The sequence below is a fragment of the Streptomyces sp. NPDC060064 genome, assembly GCF_042736455.1.
Classification (GTDB): Bacteria; Actinomycetota; Actinomycetes; order Streptomycetales; family Streptomycetaceae; genus Streptomyces.
Map to the genome: position 1 here is coordinate 104,076 of NZ_JBHWWF010000026.1, position 20,545 is coordinate 124,620.

Genomic DNA, 20,545 nt, shown 5'->3' on the forward strand with positions numbered 1-20,545 from the left:
ATCCGGGCAAAAGGCGGGAACGGGGCGTGCACCATGGGGGCGGTCGAGGGGAGATCGCCCGCGCGGCCGGCCCGGAGTGCGGCGCGGGCCGCACTCCGGGCCGCCTGGAGTCGCTCTCCCAGACCGCCACCGGTCAGGCCGTCGGCCCCTCCCCCCTGCGGACCAGCCGCCAGGCCTCGGTGAACAGCTCGGGGAGCGTGCCCGGGAGCAGCTCGAAGGCCCTCACCTCGCTCCCGTCGGCGCTCAGCTGCGCGCCGATCAGGGGCGCTTTCCAGGACTCCATCGGCGGCAGCGGCTTCTTGGCGTGCGCCCACGGGCCGGGCAGGAAGAGCGTGCGTCCCGCGCGGGCCCGGCGGTCCTCCACCACCAGGCCGCGCGCCACCAGAGCCGCCGCGGCCGCCTTGTGGCGGGCCGCTGTCCAGGCGTTCCAGCGCCGCACGTTGCGGTCCGACGGCACGGGGAGCAGCAGGAGCTGGAGGTAGAGGGCGGCGGCGTCCTCGGGCAGGTCGAGGGTGGCGGCGACGTCGGCGACCAGGTCGGGGGCGCAGGCGCGCGGGTCGGACTCGTAGCGGCCCGGAGGCAGGTCGTCGGCGGTCATGCGGGCTATGACGCGATCGCAGGTGCCGTCCGCCAGCCAGTCCCAGCGCCGGCTCCCCCGGTTGCCGCGGATCACGCCCGAGCGGAGGACCCGGGCCGGTGAGTCGCGGCCGGCCAGCACCTTGCGCAGGTGGTGGACGGCCTCCGGCGCCCCGGTGCGTAGGGGGTCCCCGGCGGGGAGGTCCGCGTACGCCCACGGCAGGCCGGCGAAGACGGCGTCCGCGACGGTCTCGGCGTCGTAGTCGCCCATGACGTCCCACGCGGTGCGCAGGTGGCGGTGCTCGGACGGGCAGGGCCAGGCCCGCAGGTAGAAGCCCGGCGGCAGGGTGGCGTTCGCGGGGTCGAGGAACAGGTGGCACAGGTGGGTCGCCGGCATCCGGGTCTCCAGGGCGACCGCGGCCTGCCAGGTGCTCCACGGCGCGTGCGGACGGGCGCCGTGCTGATCCGCCCAGGCCGCGGCGGTGCGCTCCGCGACGCGGGCGAGGCCGCCCGGCCCCCACAGGTCCACGGGGTCCGCGGGCATCACGTCGGCGAGCAGGGCGAGCCGCTCGTCGTCGTGCAGCATCGACAACTCGGCGCGCGCCGATTCGAGTTCGCCGGCCTTGAAGCCGAACGCGGCGCGCTCGTGCTCGTCGAGGAAGGGCGTGTAGTAGCCGCCCGCACCGGGGTTGCCCGCCAGAACGAGGGCCGCAGCGGGGCGGCTCAGGCCGGTCGCCTCGCTCAGGGCGAGGGCCGCGTCCACGTCCCAGGCGACCGGGCCGCGCTCCCGGACGAGCTCCACCAGGCGCAGGAGCTGCGCCGGAGTGCCCCACCCGCGGTGGCAGTCCACGACGTAGAGCGGTTCCTCGGGACGCGGGGCGGCCTCGCCACCTGGGAGCACGGCCTCGAAGTAGCGAGTCTCGCGCGCGGCCGGCAGGTGCAGGCCGAAGGAGGCGCCCTGGTGGTCGCGGACGGTGAACGAGGTCGTTCCGGCGAGCCGGCCCAGGCGGAAACGGTAGGCCGGGTCGGCGAACGGCGTCCGCGCCCACATCTCCAGGAAGTCGAGCAGCACCTCGCGGCGCTCCGGCCGGGTCGCGGGGGCGGCCGCGCGCAGCGCGAGTGCGCCCGTGCGCCCTATGAGTTCCGTCCAGCTGCCCGCCGCGGGCGGACGGACCTCCCGTTCGCCCGGCTCGGGTGCCCAACTGCCTTCGATGTAACGGCCGATGCGCCTGATGTCGGCGAAGGAGTCGTCGTTCCAGCAGCCCGAGGCCCCGACGAGACCCTGCAGGGCGGCGGATGCGGCGAATCCGCTCCACGTGCGGGGGGTCCGGGTGGCGGCCGTGTCGATCTCGTTCATGCGTCCGATCATGACGGACGGCACCGACAACGGGTCGCGCCGGCCCACGGCCCGCTTCGCCCCGCCGCCTCGGCCACCACGCAGCCGGACAGACGGCCGCACCCCGGGCGCGGCGGGCTGCCTGACAAGCAGCTCAGCCCAGCCGGAAGCGGAGTCGGCAGATCACCGCGTCCGTGTCACGACGCACCGCATGCGCCACGACCGCACCACGCTGGTTCTGCAGAACCCGCTGCCACAGATGCGCGGGCTCGACCTCCGGGATCAGCACGGTGACCCGGGCGCCGGGCTCGGCTGCCGCCAACTCCCGTACGTACACGGCGACCGGGGGGCCCAGCGTGCGGCGGTCCGACGACACGCGCACCAGCTCCACGCCCGGGTTCCACAGCGCCCAGTCGCGCTCCAGCGCCTCTGTCTGGGCGCGGTCCTCCGCGTCCGGGTGGCAGACCGTGACCGCCCGGACCTCGTCGCCCAGGGACACCGCCGCTGTCAGGGCCTCGCTGGTGAGACGGGTCAGAGAGGAGACCGGAACAATGACCAACGAGTGGTCGCAGTGCGGCGGTTCGGGGATGCGGCCGACGCCGAGGCGTTCGCCGATCTTCCCGTACGCACGATGGATGCACTCGAATACGGCGACCAGCAGGGGCAGGGCGACCACGATCAGCCAGGCGCCATCGTGGAACTTGGTGGCGGCGACGACGACCGCACTCACTCCGGTGAGCACCGCGCCCAGTCCGTTGAGCAGTACCTTGCCCGCCCACTTCGGGCCGCGCTCCTGCCGCCAGTGCAGCACCATGCCGGTCTGCGCGATGGTGAAGCCGACGAAGACGCCGATCGCGAACAGCGGCACGAGGGTGTTGGTGTCGCCACCGGAGAAGACCAACAGCGCAGCGGAGACACCGGCGAGGGTGAGCACTCCGTGTCGGTGGACCTGCCGGTCGGCCTTCAGCCCGAAGACGTGCGGCAGGTAGTTGTCGCGGGCGAGCAGCTTCAGCAGCACCGGCAGACCGCCGAAGGAGGTGTTGGCGGAGAGCGCGAGCAGCGTCATGGTCGCGAACTGGATGACGTAGAAAGCCCAGTTGTGGCCGACAGACGCGTCGGCGAGCTGCGCGAGTACGGTCACGCCCTCGACCGGCTGCAGCCCGAAGCGGGAGATCAGCACGGACAGGCCGATCAGCATCACGCCGAGCAGGGCGCCGAGCGCGACCTCCGCGTGCTGGGCGCGGCGGGCGGCCGGAGCGCGGAACGAGGGTACGGCGTTGGCTATGGCCTCGACGCCGGTCAGCGCCGAGCAGCCCGAGGCGAAGGCCTTCAGCAGAAGCAGTGCGCCGACGGTGGTGGCATTGTCGGCCAGAACGGAGGCGTGACCGACGGCCGCCTCGGTGGAGAGGGGGGCGTCGCGGAACAGGCCGACGGCGATGAGCACGAGGATCGAGCCGATGAAGACAACCGTCGGCACGATGAACGCACGCGCCGAGTCCACGATCCCGCGCAGATTCACTGCTGTGATCAGGACCAGCACGCCGAGGCACAGCCATAGCCGGTCGTCGTACAGCTCCGGGAAGGCCGACGTCAGCGCGGCGACGCCCGCAGTGACGGCGACAGCCACATTGAGCACGTAGTCCAGGACCAGGGACGCGGCGGCGACCAGGCTCGTACGGGCTCCCAGATGCGCCTTGGCCACCGCGTAGCTCCCACCCCCGTCCGGGAAGGCCGCGATCACCTGCCGGTACGAGGCAACGAGCACCGCAAGCAGTCCCGCGATGGCGAGTGTGACGGTGAGCGTGAAGCCCAGCCCGTAGCCGCCGGCGGCGGCCAGGACCAGCACGATCGCCTCGGGCCCGTACGCGACCGAAGCCATCGCGTCGAGGGAGAGCGCGGCGAGGCCGGTGACAGCGGTCAGCTTGTGACGGGCCCCGGTATCCGGGGGCTCCTCAGCGCTGGGCGCGGTGCTGGCCTCGGTGGTCATGGCGGACATGCGGGTGAGCTCCTTTGTTCCAGGTCCGCTCAGGGTGGACCCGTATCCGGCCGGCCTTGCTTGGCGCTGGCGCCTTCTTGTCGCGTGGTGGCCGCATCTTCACGAATTCATGACGCGCCCCGTCAGGACGACGTCACAGATGACCGACACACGTCAGCGGTTCATCAATGAACCGAGCGCAGGCCGCCGACGCCCCTTGGCGTCGGCTGCAGGGGACGGCGAACAGGGACCGGACCGCCCGCCCGTTGAACAGAGCACTCACCGACGCGGGTGGTCGGATTCACCGCGGGAAACGATCAGTTCAAGGGCGTGCCCGGGACGGCTTTCCTGGCTTGTAGAGCCAATCGTTGAACAGAGCATCGAGGGCCAGCCCGGACTTTTTGCGGCACAGGTCGATAAAGTCCGCCGACTGGGCGCCTCCATGCCGGTGCTCCTCAGTCCACGTTCGCAGTATGGAGAAGAAGGTCTTGTCGCCTACTGCTTTGCGGAGTTGATGCAGGGTCATGGCTCCTCGGCCGTAGACCGGCGGGTCGGACACCTGTTCCGGAGCGGGCGGAGCTGCCGGGGGAAAGTCCCAGATGCCTTCGCTCTCCGGGTGAGTGCCGTTGTAGAAGGCGTCGAAGGTCTCCTGGGCTGTGTTGCCATCCTGTTCTTCTTCCCACAGCCATTCTGCGTAGGTGGCGAAGCCTTCGTTGAGCCACATGTCCTTCCACGAGCGGGGCGTCACCGAGTTGCCGAACCACTGGTGAGCAATCTCGTGGATGACCAGCTTGTCGTCCGGGGCCTGGTGGAAGTAGGGCCTGGTCTGTGTTTCGAGGGCGTCGTAGCCCAGCTCGGGGAAGTGGTCGACGATGGCACCGGTGGATGCGAACGGGTAGAAGCCGAATCGCGTGGCCGCCCAGGCGGTCGCTTCGCTCACCAGCGAAGGTATGCGCTGTGCCTTGTCTTTTTCGTCTGGGTCTGTCGCCACGTACACGGGCAGGCCACCGCTCTCGGTCTCGCTGATGTCGAAGTCGCCGACCGCGACGGTTGCGGCATAGCTGGGCATGGGCTCGGGGCTGCTCCACGCATATGTCGCCCATCCTCCTTTCGCTGTGTGGTGTTTCAGCGTGCCGTTGGAGATGGCCTTCAGTGTCGCGGGGACAGTGATGGTGATGTCGTAGCCGGCTTTGTCGGAGGGGTGATGGTTGCCGGGGAACCAGGCCATGGATCCTGTGGGTTCTCCCAGCCCCACCGCACCGTCGTCGGTCTCCATCCAGCCTTCCGTCGCCCCTTTCGAGTCCTCAATGGTTTCCGGCACACCGTCGTAGACGATCACGGTGGTGAAGTTCTGGCCTCGGCCGACTGTGCCTGATGGCGTCACTATCAGCTCGTCACCGCGGCGCACGGTCTGTGCCGCATGCTTGTTGACCGTGGCCTTGCGCACGGAGAGGCCGTGCAGATCCAGGTTGAAGGAGCTCAGCGACTGGGTGGCCCGCGCAGTGATCACTGCTGTGGCCTTCAGCATGTTCTCGTCGGGCTGATAGGTGAGAGTGAGGGAGTAGTGGGCAATGTCGTATCCACCGTTGCCCAGCCGGGGAAAGAGCGTGTCGCCGACGCCGGCCGCGCCCGGTGAGGCAGTGGTGTGGGAGGTGGGCTTGTCTGTCGGCGTTGAGTCAGTACAGGCCGAGCAGGCCAGCAGAACGGCGGCGGCCGGCAGAGCCAACTGCCGCAGTGCGCGGGACACTCAGTCTCCTTGTCACCAGATGTGGGGTGGCTGTTCAAGGCGGGAAACAGTTCGACGCTATCGCACAAGGGAACGCGACGCCCGTGTGATCACAGGCGTCGCTTCTCATTGACCTTGACCTCACTCCAGAGAACCGTGGGGGCAAAGTCGCAGAAGCTGAGTGCGGAATCAACCCGTCAAGCGCCACCGGGCCGTGGCCACGAGATACAACAAGCCCGCCGTCCGCTACGAGGCGACCGCGTGGTCGCGGCCATGAGCGAGTGGCTGCGACCACGCGGTCGCAACAGCCCCCGATATCCCTTTGCAGAGGGGCTGCGGAGCGGTTACGTTCTCCCGGACGTCCCTGCTGTTCCGGACCAGCGCCGTCGACAAGGAGGTGTGGAGCACATGCGCAGGAGTGCCCAGCGATTGATTCCGCGTACTGAAATTCGCCACCTCCTCACGGCGGAGACACCTTGTCGCTTCACATCACCCCACTGACCGACCCCGATGTCAGCCTGTACAGCCCACGTCTTGTTTGGCTGGCGAGCGACGCCGATGCCATACCCGTCGGGACAGCTTTCCTACGCCTGTTCGCCGATGCCGGGCAGAAGCACCTGGCCGAACTGACCATCCATGTCCATCCGGCGGAGCGGCGCAAGTGTGTCGGTTCCCGGCTTCTCGACGTCGCTGTGGCAGCCGCCCGGGACGACGCCAGACGCTGCGTCATCGCACAGACCGAGTCCGGGACTCCTGGGGACCGGTTTCTGTCGGCCCGAGGCTTCCGCAAGGTCCTCACGCTGAAGTTCACCCGCTTGTCACTGGCCGACGTGGACATCACCACGCTCGCCGAGATCATTGAGCGTCCGCGTCCCGGCTACCGGCTGGCGTCGTGGCAGGGAACCGTTCCCGACGACATCGCCCAGACGTTCGCCGCCTCACGCCGCGCCATGGACGACACCGACTACGGCACCGTGACCTGGGACGTGGACCGGGTCCGGGCCGTGGCGCAGGCCGTCGAAGAGCGCGGCGATCTGCTGCACACTGTCGTCGCCATCGACAAGTCCGACGGCTCGATCGCCGGGTTCACAGAACTGGTCGTGCCCGGCAATGGCAAGGGCGATGGCCAGCACTACGGCACTGGCGTGCTGCCCGAACACCGCGGGCACGGCCTCGGCCGATGGATGAAGGCTGAGTCGATCAGCCAGGCCCATGGGCGCTACCCGGACCTCGGCGGCCTGTTGACGGACACCGCCGACAACAACACATTCATGAGACACATCAACGACAGCCTCGGCTACCACCCCACGCACGAGGCGCTCCAGTTCCAGCTCGATCTGTAAGGATGAAAGGACGGGCGGGGCCTGGGCACCACCTGGGTCCGGCCCGTCGATCGTGCTGTTGCGACGGCACGGTCATGCGTCAACCAGCCGCTGCTGACGAGCTCGCAACAGGCTCTACTTCAGCGCGTCGTCCATCAGTTGAGAACCCAGAGGTCGTGCAGGCCCTGGAGGCCCCGCGAAAAGCACCGGCTGAGCCGACCCTGGCTACGCGCTCCCTTGCCGCTCAGTCCGGACGCTGGTGAGATCCACCCCTACCCACGGTTCTTAGTGCCACAGGCGCACTTCGCCGACGCGTCTGCGCCGCCCATCCGGAGCGCACGGCGAAACTGCCCAGGTAGTCGGACAGTTGCCCGCCGCCCCGGCACGGCACGGCACAGCGGGGAAGGGGACCTCGCTGTGTACCGCTCAGCGGGAAGACGCGGCGACCCGTACGCGGTGGCTGTCGGTGTCGGAGAGGAACGACGCCAGCGCCCGCCCCTGCTCGGCGACGGTGGTGCGGTCGGCTGGGGAGAAGGGCGCGTAGCGGGGAGACAATCACGGTGCCGGCCTTGACACTCCAGGTCGCGGCGACCCGGCCGTCGAACAGGACAACGCGAGCGCCGATAACCGATAGGCCGCGGTCGGCGTCGTCGATGACCCGGCTGCGGCCGTGATATAGCCGAGGATCGCGTTGTCGACAGCCGGCCGGAACCGCACGGGGGCGGGTGCGTCGAGGTCGGGGCGCGGTGCACCGGGGAGGTCGAACAGCTCGCGGCCGTGCTCGTCGCGGAAGGTGACCAGCTCCTCGCGTATCGCGGCGACTGCGGCCGGCAGTCGGGCGAGACCGCTTTTCGGTGTTCATCTGCTCAGGCCGTCGGCACCGACTGGTTTTCGCTGAGCCGGCTGTAAATTCGTTCCGGAGTCAGGGGCAGCGCGCGGTAGCGGACGCCCGTGGCGTCGTGGAGCGCGTTCGCCAACGCGGGGGCCACCGGGTTGATACAGCTTTCCGCCATCCCCTTCGACCGCATGGGCCCAACGGAATCCGCCGAGTCCACCAGGAGCACCTCAGTGCGGGGGATATCGGCGTAGGTGGGGATGCGGTAGTTGCGAAAGTTCGGGTTGACCATGACACCGTTCGCGTCGACGTGGTAATTCTCGGTCAATGTGAAGCCGATTCCCTGGGCGACACCGCCTTCTACCTGTCCCCGGACTTGTGCGGGGTTGATGACTACGCCGGCGTCGGTCGCCTGGACGCTGTAAAGGATACGGATCTCACCCGTCACCCGATGGACAGCGATGCGGAACCCCTGCGTATTGGAAATGACGCTTCGGGGTGAGCCGTAGGCCTTGCGGGCGGCGGTGAATCGAATTCCGCGCGCTCGGGCCAATGCGACGAGCTCGGCCAACGACACGCGCTGGTCGCCGCAGACGACAACCTCGTCGTCCATCGAGCACAACACGAGATGGATACCCGTGTGCGCGGCAGCAAATTCCAGGATGCGGTCGCGCACAGCATTGGCCGCTCGAAGTACCGCGTTGCCCGAAACGAAAAGGCCTGCACTCGCAAAGGCGCCGGTGTCGAATCCCGTGCGGTCGGTGTCGGATTGCACCAGGCGAATCCGCGACGGCGTCGTGCCCAGCTGGTTGGCCGCGATCTGGACATGCGCGGTCGACGTACCCTCGCCGAATTCGACTGTTCCGATGGCCAACTCGTACATGAGGTCGTCGCCCAGCGTGACCCAGGCCTCGGAGATGTGTTCGGTCGGGGGCGCGGTCTCGTGCAATGAACTCGCGACGCCGGTCCCGACGAGCCACTCGGGGCCGGGGGACGGCTCATCGGCTGTACGGGCCATGGCGTCATTCACTAGATCGATGCACTTCGCGAGTCCGTCCTCGGTGAACATCACGTCGTCGGGGCCTTCATGCATGGCGACGAGCGGATCACCCGGTCGCACGATATTGCGTCGTCGCAGTTCGAGCGGATCGATGTGCAAGGCGAGTGCCAGTTCGTGCATCGCCGATTCCACGGCGAACGCCGGTTGCGTCATCCCGTAACCTCGCAGTGCCCCGCTCGGAACGGTGTTCGTATAGACGGAGAACGCGTCGTACTTCTTGTTGGGGCAGCGGTAGATCATGACGGCAGCGCCGCCTGCATACAGCGTTTCGCCGCCGTGGTTGCCGTAGGCGCCCGTGTTCGACACATTGCGGACCTGGAACGCCGTGAGTGTTCCGTCCGCCTTCGCGCCGAGCTTGACCGTCAACGTCATCGGATGTCGTGGCGAAGCCGTTGTGAACTCCTCCTCGCGGGTGTACTCGAAGCAGACGGGTCGCCCGGTGTCCAGGGTGGCGAGTGCGACCAGATCCTCCGAGATCACTTCCTGTTTGCCGCCGAAACCGCCGCCAACGCGTTTGCAGAACACGCGGAGCTGGTCCGGGCGCAGCGCGAACAGATGGGCGAGTTTGACTTTCCCGATCGACGGTGACTGCGAACTGGTGCGGACGTTCAGACGGCCGTTCTCCATCCAGGCAATGGAGCCGTGGGTCTCGAGATGCGCATGTTGCACTCGCGGTGACGAGTACGTGCCTTCGTGGATCAGGTCTGCTTCGGCGAACCCCGCGTCGATATCGCCGATGTGCGAATGGATCTCGAGCAAGATGTTGTGGACGGGATCACAGACGAATGGATCGTCCGCGCCGTGCAGCTGTGGCGCCCCCTCGGCCATTGCCTCTTCAGGGTCGAATACTGCCGGCATTACCTCGTATTCGACGACGACCCTTCGGCAGCCCTCCTCTGCCGCCCCGACCGTGTCGGCCAGGACCGCAACGACGCGTTGGCCGACGAAGCGGACCGTGTTGTCGAGGATGAAGGTGTCGCCCGGATCGACAAGATGGTCGCTGTGGATCGCCGTAGTAAAAGGCTTGCGCGGCACATCTTCCCAGGTGTAGACCCGATGCACGCCGGGAACTGCGAGTGCAGCTGTCTTGTCGATCGAGACGATCCGGGCGTGCGCGTGTGGTGAGTGCAGCACCTTGAGGTGCAGCATGCCTTCGATGTGGGTGTCCATCGTGAACTCGGCGCGACCGGTTACCACGTCGTTGGCTGCCGGCGCACCGACGCTCGTCCCGACGGCCTTTCCTGGCGCGGCTGTCTCCACGCCGGCGACGCCCTTCACGGCATCCTCGATCCCTCGATAGCCGGTGCAGCGGCAGAGGTTGCCCTTCAACGCCCGTGGCAAGTCCTCTTTCTGGGCCTCGGTGAACGTTGCCGACGTCATGATCATCCCTGCGGTGCAGAAACCGCATTGGAACCCCGGGGCGTCGCGGAACTGTCGCTGCATTGGATGCAGGTTGCCGGGTGATCCGAGACCCTCGATCGTAGTCACCTCGCGACCGTCCGCGCGGAAAGCAGGGGTGATGCAGCTGTGCACCGGACTGCCGTCCAACCACACCGTGCATGCGCCGCAATCGCCTGCGTCGCAACCCTTTTTGACGCCATAGAGGCCGAGTGAGCGGAGGAATGTGCGCAGGCACTGGCCGGGGTCTGGTTCTTCGTCGAAGCTCGTGCCGTTCACGATGTATGTCATGCCAAGCCCCCAGCTATGAGTTCGCGACGAATCTCCTCCGCGAAGTGCTTTGTCAGGTGGCGACGGTGGTCGGGGGACCCGTTGGGATCGGCGAACCACACGTCGGCTGGGACAACGTCGATGCTCTGCTGCAGAGTTCGGGCATCGGGCATGGCGTCGAAAGCAATACGCACAGGCCGTGTAGTGCCGGCTGTGACGGTGAGCAGCAGGTCGCTCATTCCTGGCCTTTGAGTACCGATGAGGAATACCGTCGAACGGCCGAGCTGGGTCAGCGTGAAGCGGCGGTGCGCGGTGCGTTTCCTCAGGGCACGCGCTGGAATGTCGATGCGCCGCAAGATTTCCCCGGGAGTAAGAATGTTTTGATTGTTGCCGGTCACGAAGTCGAGGGCATCGACGATGCGCGCGGACCCGTCAGGAGCCCACAGCTCGTACTTTGCCTCGAGTGCGACCGTCAGCGTGATCATTGGGCCAGCAGGCAAAGACATGCAGATATTGCCGCCGACGGTCGCCGAGTTCCAGACTTTGAACGAGGACAAGAACGCCTCGCAGCTTTTCGCGAAAAGGGTGCCCGCGATCCAATCACCTAGCGGCGCAAAGGTATACAGGTCGCGGATGGTGCACGTTGCGCCGATTTCGAGGCCCGCGTCGCTCGGGAAGAGGGGATCCCAACGCAACGCTGTCAGATCGATCAGGCGGCGCAGGCTTGGCTGCTCCGCGGAAAACAGCCACGTTCCACCTGCGAGCCAAGCGTCGCCTTCGCGCCAGTCCACGCCTGGCCGATCGGACGGGCGCCGGATGACTTCGGTGATGGTGTTGAGGTCCATGGGAACTGATCTCCCTCACGACGATAATCGTGCGACGGACCGCCTACCGAACTCGATCAACCAGCGCGTGGCGCCGCTAGCATCTCCCCGATCTGATTGTTGCAGGTAGGGCTGCGAACATACTTTTTCGATTGCGGACATTCGGCTCGATACACTCGTCGAATGTCGAAACGGGTCACGATGCGCTGGGAGCGGCACAACCTCGAGCGACAGAATCAAATTTGGGCCGCTGCGGTCGAACTGCTCGAGGAAGGACCGGCGGGCGCATGGATTCCTTTCAAGCATATCGCGGAACGGTCCGGCCTCGCCAAGTCAGGGCATCGCAGCCGCACCGACGGCGCGCGGGGCGCCGATGGCAAGGTGGCGCCGGGTCGCCGTGGCGCGGGGCGCGTTGCCGGTACGAAGCTGGGAGCCGTCCTCGCCGAAGGTCACATCGCGGATGTGGTGCAGGGGTTCCACGGCCCAATGACCGCGGATCATGGACGCGAGTCGGGCCGGGTCGGCCGGCTCAGCGGGCAGGCTGGTGACCGGCGTACACGACCTTGAACGTGGTCTTACTGCTCTTGCGGTGGCAGCGCCGCCGCTTGAGCTTCGGGACCAACGCAGCGTGGCTGGAGTTGACCCTGGCAGCCATCGACCTGATCGCCTGGACCCAGGCACTCCTGCTGGACGGCGAGTTGGCCACTGCCGAGCGGAAGAAGCTCCGCTACCGACTGCTGCCCGCCGCCGCCCGCATGGGCGACTCCGGACCGGGTACGGCACCTGCTCGGCCGGGCCAAACGGAATGCCGATCTGGTGCCTTACGAGGTGTGCGGCTACATGGTGGAGCATCTGCACAACAATCAGGCGGTGCTGGTGGTCGATGAGAGGCGGGACGTAAAACGACACACACGCTCGGCGTCCAGCGCCAGTAACCGGCACCGGCACCGGCACGGCAGGATCGCCACGTGTGCCGTCGTCAGTCGCCTCGCCAAATGTTGTCGAAGGCCGCCTCGTCGATAGCTCGCCGCTGCCGTTCGACCTCCAGTTCCCTCAACGCGTCATTGACGGCGGCGAGCGCTGTCGCCACCTCGTCGTCGGCCACGCTCGGGGAGGCGCCAGTCTGCTTGTCGCGGATCCCGACAGCCGCTGCAAGAGCGGCAAGGATGGGCTCATCCGATGTCATGCGGTTCGCCGCCAGGCGGCGATCGGGCGAATCGACCAGCACCATCTGGCTCGTCCGGGAGGGTATCCAGCGGTGGCGGCGTTGCCGAGTGAGCTGACCTTCCGCCTCAAGGGCTGCCAGATACGCCGCGGACAGGCCGCGGCCTCTGCGCCACAGCCAGTCGTCGACGGACTCGTACGGCGGTTGTCGGTCAAGTGACGACGCGGCCTCGTCCAACAGGCGATCAGCCATTTTTTGCCGATGGCTCGGCACGATGTGATCGTCGTCCAGTCTGATGGCTTGAGCACCCAGGAGGTCGATCAATTCGGCGCCCGCCAGCGCAAGCGACAGATCGCCCGGCTCAACAGTGCGACTGGACGTCTCGTCCAAAGCGACGATCATCAGGTCCCGCGGTGTGGTCATGGATGGCTCCACGTCAGGGGCATCAGTAGCGATGCGTCGCGGATCAGCGTGTCCGGCGCCCGGCATGACGCCGAGCGGCAAGATCAGCTGCCGTTGTCGGAGGCCGCTCCGATCGCGGCACGGATTTGCTGCGCGTAGCCGGCGGGCGTGAAGTGCGGCCCGACACCGTCAACCAGGATCAGGTCACTGATCGTGCGGTCGGTACGCAATGGCAGGATCTTCTGGTACTCGGGCGAGTTGTACCACTCCTTGGCCTTCGCCATGTCGTGGAACTCGAGCAGCACCACCGAGCCAGGCCAAGCGCCTTCGCGGACTTACACCTCGGCGTCCATCGCAAGCCACATTCCTCCGTACGACGCCGTGGTGGCCTCCACCTGCTCCAGATAGGCCAGGTTTTCCTCCTGCGGTATGCCGGGGGTGCGCAGCTGATCGATCAGGTATGTGGTCATGTGGATCTGATGGGTAAGCGGTGGACCCTGCCCGGTCGTCCGCGAGAGTTGATGTTCGGCTCGAAGCGCTTCACGGATCTACGCTTCGAGCCCGAAGGCGGGCCGGAACGTGCTGAACCAGCGCCTCGAGGAGCGGGAGGCGAGGGGCGTCGTGCGCCGAGCGGGCCTACCCGCAGACGAGCACTCCCGTATACGAGCTTACGGAGTGAGGACGGCAACTGCATCCGTCACGACGCGCGGGCGCCGACTCGACGGTGTCGTTGCGTCCCACGTACGCAGCGTCTCCCTACTGATCGCGAGGTCCCTGGCCACCGCCGCCTACGTGCGCTTGCCCTCCGCCGCGCGGTACAGAGCGACGCCGTGGCGTGAGCCCTTCCGGGGCAGAACCCCTGATCTCAAATATCCGTCAAAGCGGATCAAGCCCAGACCGGGCGGCCTGACCGTAAATCCACTTCACGACTCCTCCAACTCACACTCGCTCAGCACGGGCCAGCACCATCTGCCTCGGCCGTGGCGACACTTCCAGCTTCGTTGAAGTGTTTGCGCGTCTTCGATCTGGGCCCGAAGAATGAAGGCAGCCACAAGTGAAGGAGAGACACATGCGCAAAGGGATTACTGCGGCCCTTGCCGCGTCCGCCGCTATGTTCGGCGTCATCGCGTTAGCGCCCACCGCCTCCGCCGAGCCGAACCCGGCCGGCTGCCCCAAGGGGTACTTCTGTGCCTGGAGCGGGCCGGACCAGACAGGCACCCTGGTTCTGAAAACGGCAGGCAACTGGAGCGGGAGCGTGGCATTCCGGTCCGTATTCAACAATGGGTACCGCCTGCCCGGGGCCGACCACGTCGACATGACGTATTGGTACGAAGGAGACGGCACGGTAACCAGTTGCCTTCACTACAACCCGGGGCCAGGCGAATACAAGTGGACTGCCCCCTACACCGAAGTCATCTACGGCGTCAGGTGGCGGGGCGAGTGCTAGTGGAGTTCTTCCACACCCCGCGGAGCCGAGGAAGCACATAGCCATATGGCGCGGCGCAGTGCCGGCTGATGCATCGGGCCAACAGAACCCGCGTCTTTCATCAGAGGCAGAGGCTGCCAGTTGGAACAGCGAGAGGGCACAGCCACCACCTTTAGGGTGGCGCCCTCCATCGCGTCTGCCTCTATTGGTAGGCGGCCTACGGGTACTGGGCACTGTCCGACGGGCCGTGTGGCTGTGTCGGCGTCACATCATTTCGGCCGGTGTGGGGCGGGATCATCTGTCGGACCAGGAGTGGGCTCGACTGGAGCCGCAGCTGCCGAGGAACGTGGGGCGCGGTGGGGGTTGGACTCGACTTCCTGCCGCGCCCATCAGCGCGCCGCAGGCGCCCGCACCCTCGCACCGCGCATGACAGTCCTTCCCTAATGCGCGGTGGTGTACGGGCGGTCGCGCCGGGCGTCGTGGAGGACCGAGCCCCACCACAGGAGCTGGTCGAGCAGTACCTTCGCGGCACCATTGGGGCCCTCGGGGTCCCTGAGGATGCCGTCGGGGCTGAAGAGCTCGTAGTACCGGGGGAAGGTGACGTAGTCGCGGACCGTGTGGGCCTGCAACTCGCCGAAGACCTGGCGCAGCTGCTCCATCGCCAGGATGCCGCCGCTCCCCCCGCTGTAGCCGACGAAACCGACCGCCTTGGCCTGCCACTCGGTGTAGTGCCAGTCGATGGCGGCCTTCAGTGAGGCCGGGAAGCTGCGGTTGTACTCCGGCGTCACCACGACGATCGCGTCTGCGGCCGCGATCCGCCGGGTGAGGCCCGCCATCTCGGCGGGACGGACCATGTCGGGCTCGAGCGCCGGCGGCACGGGCGGCAGCTCGAGCGGCAGGGGCGTATCCGCGAGATCGATCAGGTCCACCGTGAACTGGCCGTGCTGCACGGCCTGCTCGACGAACCATCGCGCGACTACTGGGCCGAACCGGCCCTCCCTGACACTGCCGATGATCACCGCGAGGTTGAGGGTCTCACTGGGCATTGCTGTGCTCCTTTTCCGCAAGTCAGCAGGTGACAGGTGACCTCGGTGGTCACGACTCTCAACCTGCCGGGCGGGGCGGAGACCAGGAAGGCCGGGCCGAGACTGGTAATGGCAGGGCCACGATCCTGGCGGCCACGCCTGTTACGTTCGCAATGTGAGCGACAACGAGCTGGGCATGTTCCTGCGTATCCGCCGTGCAGCCGTCACACCCGCCGAGGTGGGGCTGCCTACTGGGCCCCGCCGCCGTACGCCGGGCCTGCGCCGGGCCGAGCTGGCCACGCTCGCCGGAGTCAGCGTCGAATACGTGACACGGCTCGAGCAGGGACGCGACCGCCGGCCGTCCGCGCAAGTGCTCTCCGCACTGGCCGACGCGCTACGGCTGACCGCGAGCGAACGCATCCACCTGCACCGCCTCACCAAGGGGGCCGAGGGCGGCTTCACTTGCATGGGCGGCGCGACACCGGCCCGCGAGGTGCGCCCCACCGTGCGGGCTCTGCTCGACCGCCTTGAGCCCGCCCCCGCCGTGCTAATCAACCGGCTGAGCGAGATTCTCGCCTGCACCGCAGGTTACGAGCGGCTGGCAGGACCCATGGGTCTGCTGGACGGCAGGCCGCCGAACCTCGCCCGCTTCGTGTTCACCGACGACCGGGCGCGTACCGCTTACCCCGACTGGGACCGCATCGCAGACGAACAAGTCGCCGCCCTCAAGCAAGGGCCGTTCCGGGCGGATCGGCATGTCGCGGCGCTCGCGGACGAGTTGACCGTCACCGCCGGGGCGACTTTCGCCGAGCGCGTGGACACCGTGCCCGGCCTTCCGAAGTCCAGCGGCGTAGCACGGCTGATCCACCCCGAGGTGGGCGAGCTGCGCCTGGCGTACGAAACCCTCGAACTGCCCGCCGACGACGACCAGCGCCTCATCGTCCACCTCCCCGCCAACGACGCCACATCCGCCGCACTCGACCGCCTCACCGGCCGCCTGCCGGGCGCGCTGCGCGCAGTGCCCGGCTGACGCGGGCCGCGTGGCACGCGATGTACGGCTACGGGCCCTGTTGACAGCAGGGCTGTCGTCTGGCTCAGTATTCAAACCCTGACCATCCGTTGCCGATGAACACGCGACCGGCACGCGGAAAGCGCGACCCGCGCGACATCGTGGACACGACGCTGCGCGCACTCACCCGCAGCACGTTGTCAGTGATCGACGGGCGGGCCAACGCGCTGACCCCGTTGATCTTCGGCAGGCTGCTGCCGCCCCAGTTCTCCGCGCTCATTGCCGAACGGGTGATGCGCAGGTCCTGAGGCCGACCCCGAGACCGGTCAGCTCTGCGACCGGCACGCGAGCATGGGTCGGTCCGGACAAGACCCCGTGTCCTGCCGTACAAGACCCCGTGTCGTGCCGTCAGGCCGCCGAGCACCCCGCATACGGCGTCTTCCGGCACGGTGACCGTGACCTCAACCTCAACCACCGGTTCCAGCAGCTCCATCACGCCGACGCGCAGGCCTCCCGACGCACAAGCCGGCCAGCTGACTGGAAAGGGTGGCTCCGCGGTCAGTGTGCCGAAGTCCGGCGCGGGGAGGACCGGTGGACCGAACCGGCACGGGGTGTCACACCCAGTAGTGATCGATCAGGCCGTACTCATCCATGGCCTTGGTTCACACCCCACAGCCCTGGCGGTTCTGGTGGCCGCGTCCGATTCGGCGATCCTCACCTGTTTCTCGGCCCTCCCGGTCCCTCTTCCCCGGTGGCGCATGCCCGAGCGGTCGCCGCGTCCGGGCTCGCGGGTTGTCCATTCCTCGAGATAGGGGCCGACATGTGAGATAAGTACCGAAATGCGCAATCCCTGTAGCCGCATGTGCCGAATAACAAGTGAGACATCCGTCTGTGGCTCGCGTCGAGCATCCACGGAACCGGATTGGGGAGCCTCCCGACCGGCTCACCGTCCGCGCCCGGAAGGCTACCCGCCGTACGGGTCACACGCTCTGCCCCTTGCCGGGGTGCAGCGCCGGGGCCCGGAACATGGGCCCATGGCGGCCGGTGACGGCCGCAACTTCTCCAGGGAGCTCACATGGTCGGAAACCCGGTCGAGGCATTGACCTCCGGTCAGGAGGAGTCCCCACCCCTTCGGGGCGGGTATGCCGAACCGGCCGCTGATACCGAGAGGATCCTCGCCGAGGTGCTGGCTGACGTCGTGTGCGTCGGACAGGTATCGGTCGACAGTCACTTCTTCGACGAACTGGGCGCCGACTCGCTGGTGATGGCGCATTTCTGCGCGCGGGTGAGGAAGCGCGCGGACCTGCCGTCGGTATCGATGAAGGACATCTACCGGCATCCGACGATCAGGAGCCTGGCGACGGCGCTGGCGGACTCGGCGCCCGCCTCCCCGGTCGAGCCGTCGGCCTCGGTGTCAGCGGCCCCGGCGGGGATGCCGCAGTACGTTTTGTGCGGCGCGCTGCAGCTCCTGACTTTCCTCGGATACTCCTACGTCCTCGCGCTCGTCACCGCTCGGGGCTACGAGTGGATCTCTGCCGGGTCGGGCGTGATCGACGCTTATCTGCGATCGATCATCTTCGGCGCTGCAGGCCTTCTGGTTCTGTGTGCCCTTCCGATCCTGGTGAAATGGACCCTCATCGGTCGGTGGAAGCCCCGGCAGATCCGCATCTGGAGCCTGGGGTACGTCCGCTTCTGGATCGTCAAGACGCTGGTCCGGTCGGACCCGCTGGTCCTGTTCGTTGGTTCGCCGCTCTACGCGCTCTATCTCAAGGCGCTGGGCGCGAGAATCGGGCGGGGCGTCGCGGTCTTCTCCCGGAATGTGCCCGTGTGCACCGACCTGCTCGTCATCGGCGACGGCACAGTCATCCGCAAGGACTCGTTCTTCAACTGCTACCGGGCTCGCGCCGGCGTGATCCAGGTCGGCCCGGTCAACCTCGGGAAGGACGTGGTCGTCAGCGAGGCCACCGTGCTCGACATCGAGACCTCGCTGGGCAACGGGGCTCAGCTCGGCCATGCCTCCTCCCTGCACAGTGGTCAGGCAGTGCCTGACGGCGAGCACTGGCACGGGTCACCGGCGCAGCCCACCCAGGTGGAGTACCAGGTGGTGGGCCCGGCCGGCTGCGGTCCCCTGAGAAGGGCGACCCACAGCGTCCTGCAGCTTGTGGCCGTGCTGCTCCTGTACGTGCCGCTGGCGGTCGGCGGCGCGGGCATGCTGCTCGCACTGGCCCCGCAGCTCCGCGCGGTCCTGGAACCGGGGCCCGCGGTCCTCACGAGCTGGACGTTCTTCCTCGACACCCTGGCTGCCTCCGCCGTGCTCTTTTTCGGCGCCGTGCCCCTCCTTCTTCTCGTCCTGGCCACTGTCCCCCGCCTGCTCGCCCGGGCCATCACACCTGGCAGGGTCTATCCCCTGTACGGCTTCCACTACGGGGTGCACCGGGCGATCGCGTTCGTGACCAACAGGAGGTTCCTGACGCGCCTGTTCGGCGACAGCTCCTGCATCGTCCACTACCTGCGTTTCCTCGGGTACGACCTCTCCAGGATCGAGCAGACAGGGTCGAACTTCGGTACGGAGGTGAGGCACGAAACCCCGTACCTGAGCTCCGTCGGGAGCGGAACGATGGTCGCCGACGGCCTGTCGATCATCAACGCCGACTTCTCGAGCACCTCCTTTCGCGTGTCCCGGGCGTCGATCGGAGCGCGCAACTTCCTCGGCAACAGGATCGCCTACCCCTCGCGGGGCAGGACGGGCGACAACTGCCTCCTCGCCACGAAGGTCATGGTCCCTGTCGACGGGGAGATCCGGGAGGGTGTCGGCCTTCTCGGCTCGCCCAGCTTCGAGATTCCGCGATCGGTGCAGCGGGACAGCAGGTTCGACGGGTTGAAGAGCGGCGAGAAGCTGCGCAGCCGCCTCGCATCCAAGAACAGGCACAATGCCGCCACGATGGGGCTGTTCCTGCTGGTGGGATGGATCCACTTGTTCGGTGTCACCCTGCTCCTCTCGGGCGCGGCGGACCTCTACGCCTCGTTTGGTGCGTCGGCGATCGCACTGGCCTACGTCCTCGTACTTCCGTTCACTGCCGTGTACTTCGTGCTGGTCGAACGTGCCGTCACGGCGTTCCACCCCTTGGGTCCGCTTTTCTGCTCGATCTACGACCTCCGCTTCTGGCGGCGTGAGCGCTTCTGGAAGGTGCCGTCGGAGACGTATCTGCGGATCTTCAACGGCACCCCTTTCAAGAACGTGATCTGGCGGCTGCTGGGTGTCCGGCTCGGTCGCAGGGTCTTCGACGACGGCTGCTATCTGACGGAGCGGACGATGGTCGCCATCGGGGACGGCTGCACGCTCAACGCGGGGAGCGTCATCCAGTGCCACTCGCAGGAGGACGGCACCTTCAAGTCCGACCGCAGCACGATCGGCTCCGGCTGCACCCTCGGGGTCGGTGCTTTCGTCCACTACGGCGTGACGATCGGCGACGGCGCTGTGCTCGCCCCCGACTCCTTCCTCATGAAGGGCGAGGTCGTCCCGGAGTACGCGCGGTGGGGTGGCAATCCGGCCCGGCAGATCCGCCGGAACAGCGGCGAGGAGTGGAAGTAGACCACCATGGGAACGCCCGTGAATGCCAACGTGGAGTTCTGGCGCGGTGTGCTCGGCGCCGGCGGGTTCACCACTGTGCCGCGTTGGAACTGCGCTCCGGTGCCGGGCGTCGTCGAGTACGAGGCGGCGGTCCCGGACGACGTCGTGGGAGCGTTGTGCCGGCTGGCGGAGGAGCTGGAGGTGCCGCTGAGTTCGGTGCTGCTGGCCGCGCATGCCAAGGTGCTCGCCGCGTTGTCGGGCGAGCATGAGGTCGCGACCGGCTACGTCGCCGTGGAGGGCGGCCGGCCGTTGCCCTGCCGGCTGACGACCGAACCCGACTCGTGGCGGACGCTGCTGCTGAACACCCATCAAGTCGCCTCGGAACTACTGGCGCACAAGGACTTCCCGGTCGATGATCTGTGGCGCGAGCTGGAGCTGAGCGAACCCTCGCTCGAGACGGCGTTCGATCCGACCGGTGACGGCGGCGATCTCGCCGAAGGCACCGCGCTCTGGATCGGGTTCCCCCACCGCGGCGACCAACTCGCGCTGCGGCTGCGCTACCGCACCGACGTGCTGGACGCGGACTGCGCCGCCAGGATCGCCGGCTACCACCTCACCGCCCTCG

The 20,545-nt window shown here is 67.5% G+C and carries 14 protein-coding genes and 4 pseudogenes; 8 read left to right on the top strand and 10 right to left on the bottom strand.

Translation table 11 applies throughout. The features are described from left to right. Positions 1-133: 133 nt before the first annotated feature. From ACFWDI_RS28050 to ACFWDI_RS28060, 3 genes are all read right to left on the bottom strand, one after another. Positions 134-1,933: a hypothetical protein gene (locus ACFWDI_RS28050; RefSeq protein ID WP_385307898.1), complete on the bottom strand. Its 1,800-nt coding sequence runs from the start codon at positions 1,931-1,933 to the stop codon at positions 134-136. Positions 1,934-2,066: 133 nt separating this feature from the next. Beyond that, a complete protein-coding gene (locus tag ACFWDI_RS28055) occupies positions 2,067-3,908 on the bottom strand; it encodes an APC family permease (RefSeq protein WP_385307900.1) in 1,842 nt (613 codons plus the stop codon). 301 nt (positions 3,909-4,209) lie between these two features. After that, positions 4,210-5,634, bottom strand: a complete 1,425-nt coding sequence (locus ACFWDI_RS28060; RefSeq protein ID WP_385307902.1) for a M1 family metallopeptidase — start codon at positions 5,632-5,634, stop codon at positions 4,210-4,212. Between the two features lie 455 nt (positions 5,635-6,089). On the opposite strand from ACFWDI_RS28060, the gene ACFWDI_RS28065 reads away from it, so the two are divergent. Further along, positions 6,090-6,956 carry a GNAT family N-acetyltransferase gene (locus ACFWDI_RS28065; protein WP_385307904.1) on the top strand — a complete coding sequence of 289 codons (867 nt, stop codon included), beginning with the start codon at positions 6,090-6,092 and terminating at the stop codon, positions 6,954-6,956. A gap of 405 nt (positions 6,957-7,361) precedes the next feature. On the opposite strand, the pseudogene ACFWDI_RS28070 reads toward ACFWDI_RS28065, so the two are convergent. The 3 genes and pseudogenes from ACFWDI_RS28070 to ACFWDI_RS28080 form a co-directional block, all read right to left on the bottom strand. Next, positions 7,362-7,781 (bottom strand): annotated as a pseudogene (locus ACFWDI_RS28070) (DNA glycosylase AlkZ-like family protein); the annotation flags it as partial. Between the two features lie 20 nt (positions 7,782-7,801). Beyond that, positions 7,802-10,519 (bottom strand): molybdopterin-dependent oxidoreductase, encoded by a 2,718-nt coding sequence (locus ACFWDI_RS28075; protein WP_385307906.1) that lies wholly within the window; start codon positions 10,517-10,519, stop codon positions 7,802-7,804. Next, the gene (locus ACFWDI_RS28080) at positions 10,516-11,343 is read right to left on the bottom strand and encodes an FAD binding domain-containing protein (RefSeq protein WP_385307908.1); all 828 of its coding nucleotides are present in this window, start codon (positions 11,341-11,343) and stop codon (positions 10,516-10,518) included. The genes ACFWDI_RS28075 and ACFWDI_RS28080 overlap by 4 nt, the downstream gene beginning before the upstream one ends. 162 nt (positions 11,344-11,505) lie before the next feature. Between ACFWDI_RS28080 and ACFWDI_RS28085 the strand changes: the two genes are divergently transcribed. Both ACFWDI_RS28085 and ACFWDI_RS28090 read left to right on the top strand, forming a co-directional pair. Continuing rightward, positions 11,506-11,889: a hypothetical protein gene (locus ACFWDI_RS28085; RefSeq protein ID WP_385307910.1), complete on the top strand. Its 384-nt coding sequence runs from the start codon at positions 11,506-11,508 to the stop codon at positions 11,887-11,889. 44 nt (positions 11,890-11,933) lie between these two features. After that, positions 11,934-12,080 (top strand): annotated as a pseudogene (locus ACFWDI_RS28090) (IS1380 family transposase); the annotation flags it as partial. Positions 12,081-12,301: 221 nt separating this feature from the next. Here ACFWDI_RS28090 and ACFWDI_RS28095 read toward each other — a convergent pair. From ACFWDI_RS28095 to ACFWDI_RS28105, 3 genes and pseudogenes are all read right to left on the bottom strand, one after another. Next, positions 12,302-12,910, bottom strand: coding sequence for a GPP34 family phosphoprotein (locus tag ACFWDI_RS28095; RefSeq protein WP_385307912.1), 609 nt, complete (start codon positions 12,908-12,910; stop codon positions 12,302-12,304). 83 nt (positions 12,911-12,993) lie between these two features. Further along, positions 12,994-13,212: pseudogene (locus tag ACFWDI_RS28100) on the bottom strand (DUF1330 domain-containing protein); the annotation flags it as partial. A gap of 12 nt (positions 13,213-13,224) precedes the next feature. Beyond that, on the bottom strand, positions 13,225-13,359 hold the full coding sequence (locus ACFWDI_RS28105) for a hypothetical protein (RefSeq protein ID WP_385307914.1): 135 nt from the start codon (positions 13,357-13,359) through the stop codon (positions 13,225-13,227). A gap of 599 nt (positions 13,360-13,958) precedes the next feature. Here ACFWDI_RS28105 and ACFWDI_RS28110 point away from each other — a divergent pair. Then, complete coding sequence (locus ACFWDI_RS28110; RefSeq protein WP_327321410.1) at positions 13,959-14,336, top strand: peptidase inhibitor family I36 protein; 378 nt, start codon at positions 13,959-13,961, stop codon at positions 14,334-14,336. 419 nt (positions 14,337-14,755) lie between these two features. Here ACFWDI_RS28110 and ACFWDI_RS28115 read toward each other — a convergent pair whose 3' ends face one another. After that, the gene (locus tag ACFWDI_RS28115) at positions 14,756-15,361 is read right to left on the bottom strand and encodes an NADPH-dependent FMN reductase (protein ID WP_385307916.1); all 606 of its coding nucleotides are present in this window, start codon (positions 15,359-15,361) and stop codon (positions 14,756-14,758) included. 154 nt (positions 15,362-15,515) lie between these two features. On the opposite strand from ACFWDI_RS28115, the gene ACFWDI_RS28120 reads away from it, so the two are divergent. From ACFWDI_RS28120 to ACFWDI_RS28135, 4 genes and pseudogenes are all read left to right on the top strand, one after another. Continuing rightward, the gene (locus ACFWDI_RS28120) at positions 15,516-16,370 is read left to right on the top strand and encodes a helix-turn-helix domain-containing protein (RefSeq protein ID WP_385307918.1); all 855 of its coding nucleotides are present in this window, start codon (positions 15,516-15,518) and stop codon (positions 16,368-16,370) included. 95 nt (positions 16,371-16,465) lie between these two features. Further along, positions 16,466-16,657 (top strand): hypothetical protein, encoded by a 192-nt coding sequence (locus ACFWDI_RS28125; RefSeq protein WP_385307919.1) that lies wholly within the window; start codon positions 16,466-16,468, stop codon positions 16,655-16,657. Between the two features lie 767 nt (positions 16,658-17,424). Continuing rightward, positions 17,425-19,941: a Pls/PosA family non-ribosomal peptide synthetase gene (locus ACFWDI_RS28130; RefSeq protein ID WP_385307921.1), complete on the top strand. Its 2,517-nt coding sequence runs from the start codon at positions 17,425-17,427 to the stop codon at positions 19,939-19,941. Positions 19,942-19,947: 6 nt separating this feature from the next. Then, a pseudogene (locus ACFWDI_RS28135) lies at positions 19,948-20,545 on the top strand (non-ribosomal peptide synthetase); the annotation flags it as partial.

What these genes read in the sequence shown, in the direction of transcription:
- ACFWDI_RS28110 (WP_327321410.1), top strand. Translation starts at nt 13,959, where the DNA reads ATGCGCAAAGGGATTACTGCGGCCCTTGCCGCGTCCGCCGCTATGTTC.
- ACFWDI_RS28075 (WP_385307906.1), bottom strand. Translation starts at nt 10,519, where the DNA reads ATGACATACATCGTGAACGGCACGAGCTTCGACGAAGAACCAGACCCC.
- ACFWDI_RS28055 (WP_385307900.1), bottom strand. Translation starts at nt 3,908, where the DNA reads ATGTCCGCCATGACCACCGAGGCCAGCACCGCGCCCAGCGCTGAGGAG.
- ACFWDI_RS28130 (WP_385307921.1), top strand. Translation starts at nt 17,425, where the DNA reads ATGGTCGGAAACCCGGTCGAGGCATTGACCTCCGGTCAGGAGGAGTCC.
- ACFWDI_RS28125 (WP_385307919.1), top strand. Translation starts at nt 16,466, where the DNA reads ATGAACACGCGACCGGCACGCGGAAAGCGCGACCCGCGCGACATCGTG.
- ACFWDI_RS28095 (WP_385307912.1), bottom strand. Translation starts at nt 12,910, where the DNA reads ATGACCACACCGCGGGACCTGATGATCGTCGCTTTGGACGAGACGTCC.
- ACFWDI_RS28115 (WP_385307916.1), bottom strand. Translation starts at nt 15,361, where the DNA reads ATGCCCAGTGAGACCCTCAACCTCGCGGTGATCATCGGCAGTGTCAGG.
- ACFWDI_RS28050 (WP_385307898.1), bottom strand. Translation starts at nt 1,933, where the DNA reads ATGAACGAGATCGACACGGCCGCCACCCGGACCCCCCGCACGTGGAGC.
- ACFWDI_RS28085 (WP_385307910.1), top strand. Translation starts at nt 11,506, where the DNA reads ATGTCGAAACGGGTCACGATGCGCTGGGAGCGGCACAACCTCGAGCGA.
- ACFWDI_RS28105 (WP_385307914.1), bottom strand. Translation starts at nt 13,359, where the DNA reads ATGACCACATACCTGATCGATCAGCTGCGCACCCCCGGCATACCGCAG.
- ACFWDI_RS28080 (WP_385307908.1), bottom strand. Translation starts at nt 11,343, where the DNA reads ATGGACCTCAACACCATCACCGAAGTCATCCGGCGCCCGTCCGATCGG.